Source organism: Hymenobacter rubripertinctus (assembly GCF_003583925.1).
In the GTDB taxonomy this organism is placed as follows: Bacteria; Bacteroidota; Bacteroidia; order Cytophagales; family Hymenobacteraceae; genus Hymenobacter; species Hymenobacter rubripertinctus.
Genome location: NZ_QYCN01000001.1, coordinates 73,843 through 87,329 on the forward strand (window position 1 = coordinate 73,843; position 13,487 = coordinate 87,329).

At 61.1% G+C, this 13,487-nt stretch carries 12 protein-coding genes; 6 read left to right on the forward strand and 6 right to left on the reverse strand.

The features are described from left to right. Positions 1-82: 82 nt before the first annotated feature. The 5 genes from glf to dapF all read right to left on the reverse strand — a co-directional run bounded on the left by glf (position 83) and on the right by dapF (position 5,323). Positions 83-1,267, reverse strand: a complete 1,185-nt coding sequence (glf, locus tag D0T11_RS00285; RefSeq protein ID WP_119653790.1) for a UDP-galactopyranose mutase — start codon at positions 1,265-1,267, stop codon at positions 83-85. Between the two features lie 177 nt (positions 1,268-1,444). Beyond that, complete coding sequence (locus D0T11_RS00290; protein ID WP_119653791.1) at positions 1,445-2,641, reverse strand: glycosyltransferase family 1 protein; 1,197 nt, start codon at positions 2,639-2,641, stop codon at positions 1,445-1,447. A 213-nt stretch (positions 2,642-2,854) separates the two neighbouring features. After that, entirely contained in the window at positions 2,855-3,373 is a 519-nt protein-coding gene (locus tag D0T11_RS00295; RefSeq protein WP_119653792.1) for a GNAT family N-acetyltransferase, read from the reverse strand. A gap of 12 nt (positions 3,374-3,385) precedes the next feature. Then, on the reverse strand, positions 3,386-4,384 hold the full coding sequence (locus D0T11_RS00300; RefSeq protein ID WP_119653793.1) for an ABC transporter ATP-binding protein: 999 nt from the start codon (positions 4,382-4,384) through the stop codon (positions 3,386-3,388). A gap of 144 nt (positions 4,385-4,528) precedes the next feature. Next, entirely contained in the window at positions 4,529-5,323 is a 795-nt protein-coding gene (gene dapF / locus D0T11_RS00305) for a diaminopimelate epimerase (RefSeq protein WP_119653794.1), read from the reverse strand. 196 nt (positions 5,324-5,519) lie between these two features. On the opposite strand from dapF, the gene D0T11_RS00310 reads away from it, so the two are divergent. The 4 genes from D0T11_RS00310 to D0T11_RS00325 all read left to right on the forward strand — a co-directional run bounded on the left by D0T11_RS00310 (position 5,520) and on the right by D0T11_RS00325 (position 9,620). Further along, positions 5,520-6,404 carry a class I SAM-dependent methyltransferase gene (locus D0T11_RS00310; RefSeq protein WP_119653795.1) on the forward strand — a complete coding sequence of 295 codons (885 nt, stop codon included), beginning with the start codon at positions 5,520-5,522 and terminating at the stop codon, positions 6,402-6,404. 150 nt (positions 6,405-6,554) lie between these two features. Beyond that, the gene (locus D0T11_RS00315; RefSeq protein WP_119653796.1) at positions 6,555-7,490 is read left to right on the forward strand and encodes a Ppx/GppA phosphatase family protein; all 936 of its coding nucleotides are present in this window, start codon (positions 6,555-6,557) and stop codon (positions 7,488-7,490) included. A 164-nt stretch (positions 7,491-7,654) separates the two neighbouring features. Further along, positions 7,655-8,722 (forward strand): Ldh family oxidoreductase, encoded by a 1,068-nt coding sequence (locus D0T11_RS00320; RefSeq protein WP_119653797.1) that lies wholly within the window; start codon positions 7,655-7,657, stop codon positions 8,720-8,722. Positions 8,723-8,822: 100 nt separating this feature from the next. Next, on the forward strand, positions 8,823-9,620 hold the full coding sequence (locus tag D0T11_RS00325) for a T9SS type A sorting domain-containing protein (RefSeq protein ID WP_119653798.1): 798 nt from the start codon (positions 8,823-8,825) through the stop codon (positions 9,618-9,620). A 306-nt stretch (positions 9,621-9,926) separates the two neighbouring features. Here the strand turns inward: D0T11_RS00325 and D0T11_RS00330 are convergent, their stop codons facing one another. After that, positions 9,927-10,748, reverse strand: a complete 822-nt coding sequence (locus D0T11_RS00330) for a murein L,D-transpeptidase catalytic domain family protein (RefSeq protein WP_119653799.1) — start codon at positions 10,746-10,748, stop codon at positions 9,927-9,929. Between the two features lie 313 nt (positions 10,749-11,061). On the opposite strand from D0T11_RS00330, the gene D0T11_RS00335 reads away from it, so the two are divergent. Together D0T11_RS00335 and D0T11_RS00340 are read left to right on the forward strand one after the other, a co-directional pair. Beyond that, positions 11,062-11,271, forward strand: coding sequence for a hypothetical protein (locus D0T11_RS00335; protein WP_119653800.1), 210 nt, complete (start codon positions 11,062-11,064; stop codon positions 11,269-11,271). Positions 11,272-11,373: 102 nt separating this feature from the next. After that, complete coding sequence (locus D0T11_RS00340; RefSeq protein ID WP_262681346.1) at positions 11,374-13,428, forward strand: T9SS type A sorting domain-containing protein; 2,055 nt, start codon at positions 11,374-11,376, stop codon at positions 13,426-13,428. Positions 13,429-13,487: the final 59 nt, after the last annotated feature.

The following is a 13,487-nucleotide window of genomic DNA, read 5'->3' on the forward strand; positions in this document are numbered from 1 at the left end:
GGTCGGATTACTTGTCAGGAAAGGTGAGGTGGGGCAGTGGTGAAATTGGCACTCTCATCTACTCGTTCACCAGCTCACTCGCTCACGGCTTGGCCGGGTCGCGGGACACGAGCTTGTCCATGATGGACGCGGAGCCAACGATGGCGGGCTTGCGGAGCTTGCTGGCCTCCTCAGTAGGCGTGGCCGTCAGCTTCTTATAGAGCGTCAGGGCCTGGGCCACCACCTGGTCCATGTTGTAGTACTTGTAGGTAGCCAAACGACCCACGAAGTGCACGTTCGGGGTTTCGTCGGCCAGCTTCTTGTACTTATTGTAGAGCTCGGCGTTTTCCAGGCGCGGCACCGGGTAATACGGGTCGCCCTCGGCCTTGGGGTACTCGTACACGATGGCCGTTTTGGGGTGCTGCTGGCCGGTGAGGGCCTTGAACTCCGTGATGCGGGTGTAGAGGTTGTCGTTGGGGTAGTTCACGACGGGCGCGGCCAGGTAGTTCTCGGTGTTCAGCGTTTCATGCTTGAACTCCAGGGAGCGGTAAGGCAGCTTGCCGTACTGGAAATCAAAGAACTCATCCACCGGCCCCGTGAAAATCATTTCCTTGAAGGGAATGAAGTCGATAATGTCGTGGTAGTCGGTGTTGAGCATCACCTTGATGTTGGGGTGGTCCAGCAGGCGCTCAAACATGCGGGTGTAGCCGTGCAGGGGCATGGCCTGGTAGGTGTCGGTGAAGTAGCGGTCGTCGCGGTTGGTGCGGGTCGGCACGCGGCTGGTCACCGACTTGTCGAGTTCCGAGGGGTCCATGCCCCACTGCTTGCGGGTGTAGTTGCGGAAAAACTTCTCGTACAGCTCCCGGCCCACCTTGCTCACCACCACATCTTCCGACGTGCGCACCACCGGCACCTGCTCGGCTACCGACGCGAAAAACTCCTCCACTTCAAAACTATTCAGCTTGAGGCCGTAGAGCTTGTTGATGGTGTCCAGGTTGATGGGCATCGGCACTAGCTGGCCATCCACCGAGGCCAGTACCCGGTGCTCGTAGGGCCGCCAGTCGGTGAAATCGGAGAGGTACTCAAATACATCCTTGGAATTGGTGTGGAAGATGTGGGGGCCGTATTTATGGACCAGAATGCCCTCCTCGTTGTAATGGTCGTAGGCATTGCCGGCAATATGGTTGCGCTTGTCCACAACCAGCACTTTCTTGTTGGAGCGCGTGGCCAGGCGCTCGGCCAGTACGCTACCGGCAAATCCGGCCCCGACGATGAGATAATCAAACATAATTAGGTGTTTGGAGAATTTGAGAGGAGAGGCAGCAGAGCCGAACGGGCAACTGCTAGCGCGCAACAGTCTGCGCAGAGTGTAACTGGCCGGCCGGCATTTGTTCTAGCTGAACAGTAAGCATTGCAGCCCTAACCTGTTTTTGTACAGCCATTTGCCCGGCGCAATAACCCGGCGTTATTTAGCCGTCAGGTGTTGCTGCATCAGGTCCACCATTTGCTGCCAGGTCTGGTCCCAGCTGATGGTGGCCAGGTAATCGTCGGTACGCTGGCGCCAATTGGCGTCCTGGGTTTGGGTGAGGGCTGTTTCGATTGCCTGGCCGAATTCGTCGGCGGTGGCGGCAATCTGTACCAGATTTAGCTCGCCGTAAGGCCGCACCACGTCGCGGATGGGAGTACTGACGACGGGCCGGCCGGCGGCCAGATACTCGGGCGTTTTGGTGGGCGAAATGAACTTCGTACTCTCGTTATCGGCGAATAGCAGCGTAGCCACATCCCAACCCCGCAAGTAGGCAGGTAGTTCCTGATAATCCTTGCCGCCGAGATAATGAATGTTGGCATTCCCGGGCAGCGTAGCGGAATCGATTTTGACTACCGGGCCAATGATAACAAACTGCCACTCAGGATGCGCTTCGGCCAATTGCCCTAGCAAGTCAATATCGAGTCGCTCATCAATCACCCCGAAAAAGCCAACGCGCGGATGGGCAATTCCGGCCTGATCGGCGGGCTCAGGCATTTCGTGGCGGGCCTGGCCGAAGTGGTCTTTGTCGATGCTGCTTGGGAAGGGATAAGCGGCGGCGTGCTGCTCGCGCTTGGCCTCGTAAAGCGTGTGGCCGCCGGTAAATACCAGGTTGGCCTGCTGGAACAGTTCCTGCTCCCGCTCGCGCAGCTCGGGCGGCGCGAACTTGAAGTTGGCCAACTCATCCATGCAGTCGTACACGGTCAGGACCGGCGCGAAGCCGCGTGACTTGCCCAGGGCCATTGGAGTATAGTACCAGAACAGGTAGCTGGTGAGGTTCTGGTCCTGGAAGAACTGTTGCAGAAGCTGCTGCTGCGCCTCATCGGCGGCCGGCGCATCATGGCGCAGGCGCTCGGGCAGGTGGGCTACTACCACTTTCAGGCCATGGGGGCGCTCCTTTATTTCGAGGTGGGGTACTACCTGGTCATTATCGTGATAAAACGCGTCTTCCACGTAAAATACCGGCCCCTGCTGGGCAAAGCGCGTCATCAGGTGCTGGGGGCGCTGCCACACGAAATCCCAGTGCAGGTGGGCAAAGCACACCACGGCGGGCAGTTGGTAAGCGGCAGCTGTATTGGAGGAAGTAGCAGCGTGGGCGGTGCGCACAGGCGACTCCGCCGGCGAAGCAAGCGACATAGAAAGCGAGATAAAGAGTGAGCAACTCCCGGCGGCTACACAGGTCTGTCGGGCCGGGGTTCACTCGCCTATACGCCCGCTCCTTTAAAAGGATATTGTCGAGCTAGCACTATTTTTTTTGGCCAGCATCCGCTAACCATGTTAGTACATGGGTTGGTCAAACTTTCCCCGGCAGCCCCGGTTACGCAGCCGCCTAGGCGCCATTTCAATGGCTCAGCCTAGCAGACGCTGCATTTCCACCGCATCTTGCCACCCTTCGGCAGTGCGCAACCACTCGCGCCGCACACCCACCCGCGCAAAGCCCGCCGCCTCAAACAGCTGCAGACTGGCCTCATTATCGGCCCCAATCGTGCAGAAAAGCTGATGCAGGCGCAGTACATGCCGGGCGTAGGGTTGCAGCAACTCCAGCGCAGCCCGGGCGTAGCCGCGACGCCGGTAGCTGGCCAGCACCGTAATGCCCACACCCGCCCGCTGGTGCAGGGGCTCGAAGCCGAACAAGTCCAGCGTACCCACGGCCGCCCCAGTCGCCGAATCTTCGAGTACCAGCCGCAGCTGCCGCACCTCAAAAAAATCGACCGCTGCGTTATCCAGGTACTGCCGCAGCACGTGCCGCGACACGGGCGCCAGCGTATCCGACACACCCCAAACGGCCGGGTCGTTTTCCAGCTGGTAGAGAAACTCCAGGTCGTCGGCTTCCAGCGGGCGCAGGCGGATGAGGTCGGATTGCAGCATGGTGGAGAGGGCTTATTCGATAAACGAAATCGGCGCGTCGGGGGCCAACGCCACCATTACTGCCGCGCCGGGCGCTACCGTGGCGGCTGGCAGGCGTACCCGCAGCAGCGTGACGGGCAGCTGCACTTCGGCCTCGTAAAAGCTACCCATGAACCGCACGGCCCGTACAGTACCGGCTACGCCCGGTTGGCCATCAGGTGCTAAAACCAGGCTTTCGGGGCGCACCAGCAGGGCGGAGCCGGGTAACTTGCGGCGGGGTACGCCCATCAAGGCGCGCAACTCGGAACCTGTGAGGCGGTTGTAGTCGCCGAACAGGGCAGCGACGTACTCGCTGACCGGCTGGCGGTACACCTGCTCGGGCGGGCCTTGCTGCACGAGGTGGCCGCGCTCCAGCACCAGCAGCTCGTCGGCCCAGGGCAGCGTATCGGTGGGGTCGTGCGATACCAGCAGGCAGGTGATGCCCAACTCCTCCCCTACGTCGCGGATGACGGTCTGGAGCTGCTGCTTGTGAGTACGGTCGAGGTTGGAGAAGGGCTCGTCGAGCAGCAGCAGGCGCGGGGCCGAGAGCAGCAGCCGCGCCAGCGCCACCCGCTGCTGCTCGCCGCCCGAGAGCTGGTCGGTGCGCCGGGCCATGAGCGGACTGATGCGGCAGACCTCGTACACCGCCTGAGCTTCGGCCGCGGGCCGCTTACTGGCGTAGCGCAGTACCTGCTCCACGCGCAGCGACTTGGGCAAATCAGACTTCTGCGACAAATACACAATGCCCGGGTGCCCCGGCACCAGCACGTTCTGGGGCCCTTTCACGCGGCGGCCTGCCAGCCGCACCTCGCCGCCCGTGGGCTGCACCAGCCCGGCAATCACCTGCAAGAGCGTACTCTTCCCCGCCCCCGATTCTCCGGCCAGCGCCAGCTTGCGGCCGGCGTGCTGCTCAAAACTGATGTTCTTTAGCACCACTGCCCCGCGCTCCTCCAGGCTAATGTTGGCTACGGTCAGAAAGTCAGTTTCGGGCATGGTGAATAAAACAGTCTGTACTGCGAAAATCCGTTTCGCGACGAGCGGAGCAAGTCTCTGCGCATGGGCTGAAGTAGCCAAAAAGGCGCGGGCGCGGCATACTCGCTCCGCTCGTCGCGAAACGGATTTTCGCGGTACTTCCGGCTACACTTCTCCCTCGAACACGTAGGTGGCGGGGCCGCTGAGGAAGATATTGGTGAACGAGCCGTCGGGCTTAGCCTCGAAAGCCACACGCAGGTCGCCGCCGGGGGTGCGCAGGTGCACGGGGCTGGCCGCGCCGCGCCGGGATGCTGCCAGAGCCACAGCCGTGACGCCGGTACCGCAGCTCAGGGTTTCATCTTCCACGCCCCGCTCGTAGGTACGCACCTGCCAGGGCTGGCCGGGGGTAGCGGGCGGTTCCACGAAGTTCACGTTGGTGCCTTTTTCGCGGAACAGCTCGCCGTAGCGCAGGGCGCGGCCCTCAGCAAACACGTTCAACTCGGCCAGAGTGCTGGCGGGCTGGAAGCGCACGAGGTGGGGCGAACCAGTATCGAGAAACACCCCGTAGTCTTCCACGTCCTGCTGGCCGATAACGTCCTGCATGCGCAGGTGCACGGTGCCGTCGGCATCCACGCGGGCCTCATGGGCTCCGTCGGCAGCCAGAAAGTGCGTTTCGGTATCAATTACGCCCAGCTGCCGGGCGAAGGCCACGGTGCAGCGGCCGCCGTTGCCGCACATGGAGCCCAGGTGGCCGTCGGCGTTGAAATACACCATTTCGAAATCGTACTGCGGATGCCGGCGCAGCAGAATCAGGCCGTCGGCCCCGATGCCGCGGCGCCGGTCGCAGAGGTGGCGCACGCGCTGGTGGTCGGCAGCGTCGAACTCGTTGGCCCGGTCGTCCACTAGCACGAAGTCGTTGCCGGTGCCCTGGTATTTGTAGAAGTGCAGCGTGGTACTCATGGGGCAAAGGTACGAGCGGAGAGATGGGTGAGTAAAAAGAACGTCATTCTGAGCGAAGCGGAGTCGAAGAATCTCTACCGCTTCGTAGGACTACTATTGTAACGAAGCGGTAGAGATTCTTCGACTCCGCTCCGCTTCGCTCAGAATGACGTTCTCTCACTGTTCACTATCTACGGTTCTTTACCTTTGCCCCAGCATGTATACTTTCCTTACCACGAGCCCCTGGGCCGACTACGAGCTGCTGGACGCCGGCAATTTTGAGAAGCTGGAGCGTTTCGGCCAGCACATTCTGGCCCGGCCCGAGCCCCAGGCCATCTGGGACCCGCATCTGCCGGCCTCGGAATGGCAGCGGGCCAACGCCATTTTCAACCGCGAGAAGGGCAGCCAGGAGCGCGGCCAGTGGAAAATAAAGCCCGGTACGCCCGAGCAGTGGCACATTAATTACGAGCGGCCCGACGGCCTGAAACTGCGGTTCCGGCTGGGCATGTCGTCGTTTAAGCATGTAGGCCTGTTCCCGGAGCAGGACCCCAACTGGCAGTTCATCTACAACGAAACGCGCCGCCGCAAGGCTGCCCAGCCGCGGGTGCTCAACCTGTTTGCCTACACGGGTGCCGCCACCCTGGCCGCCCGCGCGGCCGGCGCCGACGTCACCCACCTCGACTCGGTAAAGCAGGTTAATTTCTGGGCCCGCGACAATATGGAAGCTTCGGGCATCGATGGGGTGCGCTGGCTGGTAGAGGATGCCATGAAGTACGTGAAGCGCGAGGTGAAGCGCGGCAGCAAGTACCAAGGCCTTATTCTCGACCCGCCCGCCTATGGCCGCGGCCCCAACGGCGAGAAGTGGCAGCTCGAAGACGAGCTCAACGAGATGCTCAAGCTCTGCCAGCAGCTGCTCGACCCCGAAGACCACTTCTTCCTCGTCAACCTCTATTCGCTTGGTTTCTCGGCCCTGATTCTCGACAACCTGGTAAGCGAAATTTTCCCCACGATGCGCGATAAACGGGAAATCGGGGAAATCTACCTCCACGATGCCGGCGCCCGTAAGCTGCCGCTGGGCACGTTCTGCCGGTTCGCTACCTGATTTCTCGTTTTCCGCTGCTCGTTTTTCGTTTTTCGACTTCTTGCGTAGGCCAGGAGCGGAATATCGTACTGATTGCTTGGGCGAACCAGACGTAGTAAGCCAACGGAGCAGCTTGGTCCGAAAAACGAACAACAAAAAACGCATAACCAAATGACTCACCGCCGCCTCGCCCTCATCGATATGGGCACCAACACGTTTCATTTGCTGATTGTGGAGTTGCCCGAAGCCGGCCGGCCCCAGCCGCGCACGCTGCTGCGCACCAAAGTAGGCGTGCGGCTGGGCGAGGGCGGCATCAGTGCGGGCCGCATTGCCGAGGCGGCCTACGAGCGGGCCCTGCACGCGGTAGCTGGGTTTCGGGAGGAAATGGAGCTCCACGCGGTAACCGACGTGCGGGCCACCGCCACCAGCGCCATGCGCGTGGCCCAGAACGGCCCCGAGCTGGTCAAGGATATTTTCGAGCAGTCGGGTATTCAGGTCGAAATTATTGGCGGCGACCGGGAGGCGGAGCTGATTTGCGCCGGCGTGCGCCAGGCCGTCCCGCTGGGTTCCGAGCATCACCTGATCATGGATATCGGCGGCGGCTCGGTCGAATTCATCATCGCCAACGCTACCACCATTTTTTGGAAGCGTAGCTTCGAAATCGGGGCTCAGCGCCTGCTCGACCAGTTTTTCCCGGACCCGAGCGGCGTGATAACTGCCGAGGCCGTGGCCTGGGAGAAGGAGTATCTGACCACCAAGCTGGCCCCGCTCACGGCCGCCCTGGCCGAGTTTCGGCCCGTAAGCCTGGTGGGCGCATCGGGCAGTTTCGACAGCCTCGCCGACATGCAACTGGGCCGTTTGCGCCCCGAAGCCGAACTGCCGCCCAGCACTGAACTGGAGCTGGACAGCTTCCGCCGCAGCTATGCCCAAATGCTCACCCTACCCCACGAGGAGCGCAAAAACCTGCCCGGCATCCTGCCTATGCGCGCTGATATGCTGGTAGTGGCCTGCATCCTGATCGACTATGTGCTGGAGCTAACCGGCGTCACCCGCATCCGCACTTCGGCCTATGCCCTCAAGGAGGGCCTGCTGGCCGAGATGTTGTAGGGCATGGCGTAGTGAGAGAATGATCATGCTGAGTGGAGCGCAGTCGACGCATCTCTACCGCCACACTAATGCTGTCGTCTGCAACGAATCAGTAGAAATGCTTCAACTCCGCTTCTGCGGAAGCCAGATGAAGCCTGACAGTTTCTCTATCCTTTTCTCCATCCATGACCACCACCCTCCCCTACTCCCAGCTTTTTGCCTTCGCCGAAAACGTGTTCCGCGCCATGGGCTGCCCCGATGAGGATGCCACCCTGGCCACCGAAACGCTGCTCTCCGCCGATTTGCGAGGAGTAGACTCGCACGGCGTGGCACGGCTGATTGGTTACGTGCGACTCTGGGAGGCCGGCCGCATCAACGTTACGCCCCGGGTGGGCGTGACGTATGAAACGCCCAGTACGGCCGTCGTGGATGGCGACGGCGGCCTGGGACTGGTGGTGGGGCCGCGGGCCATGCAAGTAGCCCTTGATAAGGCCCGGCAGGTGGGCACGGGCTGGGTGTCGGTGAAGAACTCCAACCACTTTGGCATTGCCGGCTACCACGCCATGCAGGCCCTGGCCCACGACATGATCGGCATCGCCATGACCAACGCCTCGCCCTTGGTGGCGCCCACTTACGCGCTGGAGCGGCTGCTGGGCACCAACCCCATTGCCGTGGCCGTACCCGCCGGCGAGCAGCCCGACTTCGTGCTCGACATGGCCACCACCACCGCCGCCAACGGCAAGCTCGAAATTGCCCAGCGCAAGCAGCAGCCCATTCCCGAAGGCTGGGCCCAGGACGCGGCCGGGGCGGGCTCAACCGACCCAAACGCCGTGAAAAACGGTGGAGCCCTGCTCCCGCTCGGCGGCGCCACCGGCTCGCATAAGGGTTACGGACTGGGCGCGGTGGTCGATATTTTCTCGGCCGTGCTCAGCGGAGCCAACTACGGGCCCTGGGTGCCGCCGTTCGTGGCCTTTCTGCAACCCGCCGCCAACCCCGTGGGCCAGGGTATCGGCCACTTTTTCGGGGCCATGCGCGTCGATGCTTTCCGCCCCGCCGACGAGTTCAAGGCCCACATGGACAACTGGATCAGCACTTTCCGGGCTGCCCGGGCGGTGGAGGGCCAGCACGTGCTCATTCCCGGCGACCCGGAGCGCGAAACTGCCGCCACCCGACTGCTCGAAGGCATCCCGCTGCTCGACCCAGTGATGCAGGACCTGGAAAGCCTGGGCAGCAAGTTCGGAGTGCAGCTATAATCCGCCATGTTCAACTCTACCAGACGGGTAGCTATTTTGCGTGATACACTGGTATATTCGTTGCTGTAAATTCCTGTAATCTGCCCAGCTCTTACTGTTTATGAAACTACCCCGCACGCTCGCCCTGACCGGCGCACTGCTGGTTTACGGCTGCGTTACCGCAGCCGGCCAGGTTGTGAGTCCTCCCAATTCAACCGTGTCTATCCTGAACTGGCGCCCCGCTACCAATCCGGATGCGTTAGCAATTGATTTGGATGGAGACAATATCCCCGACGTCACTTTCACTGATTCCAACACTTACCCTACGGGTGGAGGGCAACCTGAGCTTCATACTTTTTCGGTTTCCCCACGCTCTTCCGCTCAACTTGCCCTCGACTCTGTGGAATTCGATAGTGCTCATCGGTTTGCTGCCGGAGACGGTATCAACCGCTTGGTGCTTTGGTCATCCGGAGGGGGGTATGTGGCTTATACCATTCAGGGAAATGGCGGGCTGGGCGGGCGCGGTTTCTTTCGGGATGGTCAGACTGGGTTCATAGTCGTTCGTAAAAGCGTTGCCAACAGCGGCTGGCGCTATTGGTGGATCAACGTGCAGGCCCGTACTTATGGTGTGGGAGTTAGCATCATCAACTTTTACGGGCAGTCGGCGGCTAATCCACTCGCTAGTGTGCCCCGACAATCCGTTTCATTTTCCGTATTCCCCAACCCTACCATCGACGGCTGGTTTGTGGATGGCAACGGGCAGTTCACACTGCTCAATGTTCAGGGACGGGTAGTGGCCTCCGGTCAGTTGGCTAACAAGCAGTTCTTGGACGGTCGTGATCTGGTATCGGGAATATACCTGCTACTGTTGCAACGCCCAGACGGATCTTATCAGCGTCAAACTTTACTACGGAACTGATCAGCGTCGTATTGATATCAAAAATATGACGCTGATTAGAAATTTCACTTTGTTGGTTAGCGGTCATCCTGCGCTTGCGAAGGACCTTATTACGCGGGCATATGTCAACTTCTTGCCGAGTTGTGCGGACGTGACAAGGTCCTTCACAAGCGCAGGAGGACCGCCTTTTTGACTTTTTAAACAGCCTCTATGGCTGGGTTTATGTGATCCAACTATTAAGCTCCCATTGGCATCAGCTTTTTAACCCAACTAAAAAGGGGCCGTCTGCATCAGCAGACGGCCCCTTTTTAGTTGTTTTCCGATTCCTTAGGTATTGGCATTCAGCAACGTATTCATAGCCATATCTTCGTTCAGGTACTTGGAAGAATAGCGGGTATCGGGGCCGTTGATGAACATAGTGGTCTGGCCGCTGATGGCTTCGATGATGGCATCCTTCTGGTCCATCGGCAGAGCGGGGCAGCCGAGGCTACGGCCCAAACGGCCATTCTGGCGGATGAAGTCCTCGCTCACGTAATCGGCGCCGTGCATCACAACGGAGCGCATCAGGGCGTTGGTATTGTAGCCTTCATCGAGGCCGGCAAGCTTGAGCGAACGGCCGTGCTTGCCCTGGTATTCGCCTTCGGTTACGTAGAAGCCCAGGCTACTCATGTTCGACTCGTTCTCGTTGGAGAAGTTAGTGGCCATGTTCTCGCCCGAGTTGTGGCCGTGGGCCACCAGCGTATGGAACTTCACCTGCTTGGTCTCCAGATCGAGCACCCACAAGCGCTTTTCGGTGGATGGCAAGCCGAAATCAACAACCGTCAGCATTTCTTTGTCGCCGATTTTACCGTTTTTTTCGAGGTTAAGGTAGCCGGTCATAGCCTTCTCGAATACCTCGAAGCGCAGACCCTGGTTTTCCACTTGCAGGTCGCGGTAGAGGTCGTGCAGCTTCTGATCGAAGATGTGGGCTTTGGTTACGGCAACCGAGGCCACGTGCGTTTTTACGCGCGTAGCGGCCTGGGAAGGCGTAACGGGCGCGGCCAGCGGTGTAGCCATGAACAGGGCCGCCACAAACGGCAGCACCCGCCGGATCATGCGACGCGACTTGAGTTTAAGCCGCTGACGGCGAACCACACTTGTATTTTCCATCGACACAGTTCATTTCGGTTGCAAGAAAGGGCGCTGCGCGCACGCGACGCCCGAGTACCGGTATACGCAACGGCGGCCCCGGCGGTTGGGCACGGCGCTAAATCAAGTCCGGTAGTCTGGTATACATAGCCTTTACCCGATAAATTCCCCGGCGCGGACTCAACCGGCCAAATCACTACCGGAATGCGGTAATACAACACCGGTATTCTACTATTTATTTATCGAGTTTCGGACTCTTGCTTCCGCTCTTTTTGGCCGGCTCCACACCGCAGGTTTTGCCGGCCGATTCTCCACCAATTCCCCCAATTCCCACATGCACATCTCTACCAATTCCTGGTGGCGCAAGCTCACGCTGGCCGCCGCCGCCCTCCTGGCTCTGGGAGGCCAACCCGCCAAAGCACAAAAAGTAGTCCTGCAAGGCTACTGGTGGGACTACTGGAACACCAACTACCCCAACGGCTGGGCCAACTACATTGCCCTGCTGGCTCCGCGCCTGAAGGCCATGGGCATCGATGCCGTCTGACTGCCGCCGAGCATCAAAAACGGCAACCAGGGCAACGGCTACTCGCCCTTCGATAACTATGACCTCGGCGACAAGTACCAGAAGGGCTTCACGGCCACCCGCCTGGGCAACAAGGATGAGCTGCTGCGGGCCGTGGCCGTGCTCCACGCCAACGGCATCGAGGTGGTGCAGGACATCGTGCTGAACCAAAACGACGGGGCCGGCTCGCAGACCGGGGCCGGCGGCCCCGACCCGGCGGCCTGGGAAGACGGCTCGACCAGCAAGTACAAGAACTTCCGGTACGTGAGCTACTCCAAGCCCGCTACGGCCGAAACGGCGGCCAACTACCTGGCCCGCAACGGCCGCTTCGCCAAGAACTGGCAGAATTTTAACCCTAACCCCGGCAACAACTCCACCTCCGGCGACTGGAACGCCGTGTACTTCGGGCCCGACGTGAGCTATTACAACGGCTCGTTCGGCCAGAGCTCCAACGCCACCTTCAACCCCACCCAAACCGCCGACTACATGCGCAACAACGTGCGCGACTGGCTGGTGTGGTACAAGAAGCAAGAGGGCTTCGATGGCGTGCGGATGGACGCTGTGAAGCACTTCCCCGATTTTGCTTCCGAGGATTTCCTTTACAACCTGCAAACCAACGCCGGCTGGGCCAACGGCGGGGCCACCATGTACGCCGTGGGCGAATGGGTGGGCAGCAGCGGCCAGATGGACGGCTGGGTGGCCAACGTGCAAAACCGCGCCGGCACCTTCGACTTTTCGCTGCGCAATGCCCTGTACAGCATCGTGAGCGGGGGTGGCAACTACGATCTGGGCTCGCTGCCCGGCTCCCAGCAGAACACGCGCGTGGTCAACATCAACGGTACCTTCGTGCACCGTACGGTGCCCTTCGTGAACAACCACGACACGTTCCGGCCCCAGCTCTCCACCGATGGCAACTACACCGGCTGGAACACCGGCTCGGAGCTGGCCCCGCACATCGAGCCGTCCGATCCGCGCATTTCGGCCGCCTACGCCGCTGCGCTGGCCGTCGATGGCTCACCCCAGATCTTCTTCGAGGACCTGTTCAACATCGGCAGCACGGGCAAGCGCTATTCGCACCAGCCCACCAGCACCGTTGATCTGCCTCAGCGTTCCGACATCGAAAACCTGATTTGGTGCCACCAGAACCTGCACTTCAAGGATGGCGCCTACAAAGTACGCTACCAGGCCGCCGACCACCTCGTGATTGAGCGCAGCACCAAGGCCATCATCGGCATCAACGACAACTTCAGCGCTTGGCAGAACAATACGGTCAGCACAGATTTCGCGCCCGGCACCGTGCTCAAGGATTACTCCGGGGCCAACGGCACGGCTACCGTTACGGTGAGCGGCTCCAAGACGGTGAGCATCAACACGCCGCCCTGCAACGGCACGGCCGCCAGCGGCCGCCGCGGTTACTCGGTGTGGGCCCCCACGGGCATCGGCGCCAACTACAACCGCGCCGCCATGGCCACCACCCAGGAGTGGGAGCTGGCCGATGACCTGGGCGACTCCCACGCTTCGTCGCTCAAGCAGGGCGGACAGCTGCCGGCTGCCTCCGTGGCCTACCGCACGGCGGGCCGCATTTACGTGGAGTCGGGCAAGCCGATTACCTACACCCTCTTCCCCACTGATGCTACCCGCAGCTTGGCCGTAGAGCTGGTGAGCAGCACGGGCAGCATTCTGAGCAGCAAAACCGGCACCGGCAACCTTACCGGCACCTACTCGCCCACGGCCACCGGCTGGATTACGCTGCGGGCCAAGAACGCCTCCACGGCCAACCCCGCCCAACGCGCCTTCATCAAGGCCACTTACACCGCCCCGGCCGTGCTCACCAGCACCGCCCTGCGCGAAAGCACCGTGCTGGCCACCACCACAGCCGCGCCCACCGGCACCGACCTGCTGGTGTACCCCAACCCCACCAGCGCCGAGCGCATCGACGTGGTGCTCCAGACGCCCCGCGACCTGACGGCCACCCTGCGCCTGCTCGACCTCACCGGCCGCCTCGTGCACGAGCAACGCGTGCGCCTCTACCCCGGCTCCACCGAGCAGCGCCTGAACCTGGGCCGCGCCCTACCCGCCGGCGTGTACCAGCTGAGCGTACCGGAACTCAACCTGAGCCGGAAAGTAGTGGTGCGGTAAGCTGCTGCGTTGGTACTTCAAGTAAGACAAAACCCCGCTGGAATGGTCCGGCGGGGTTT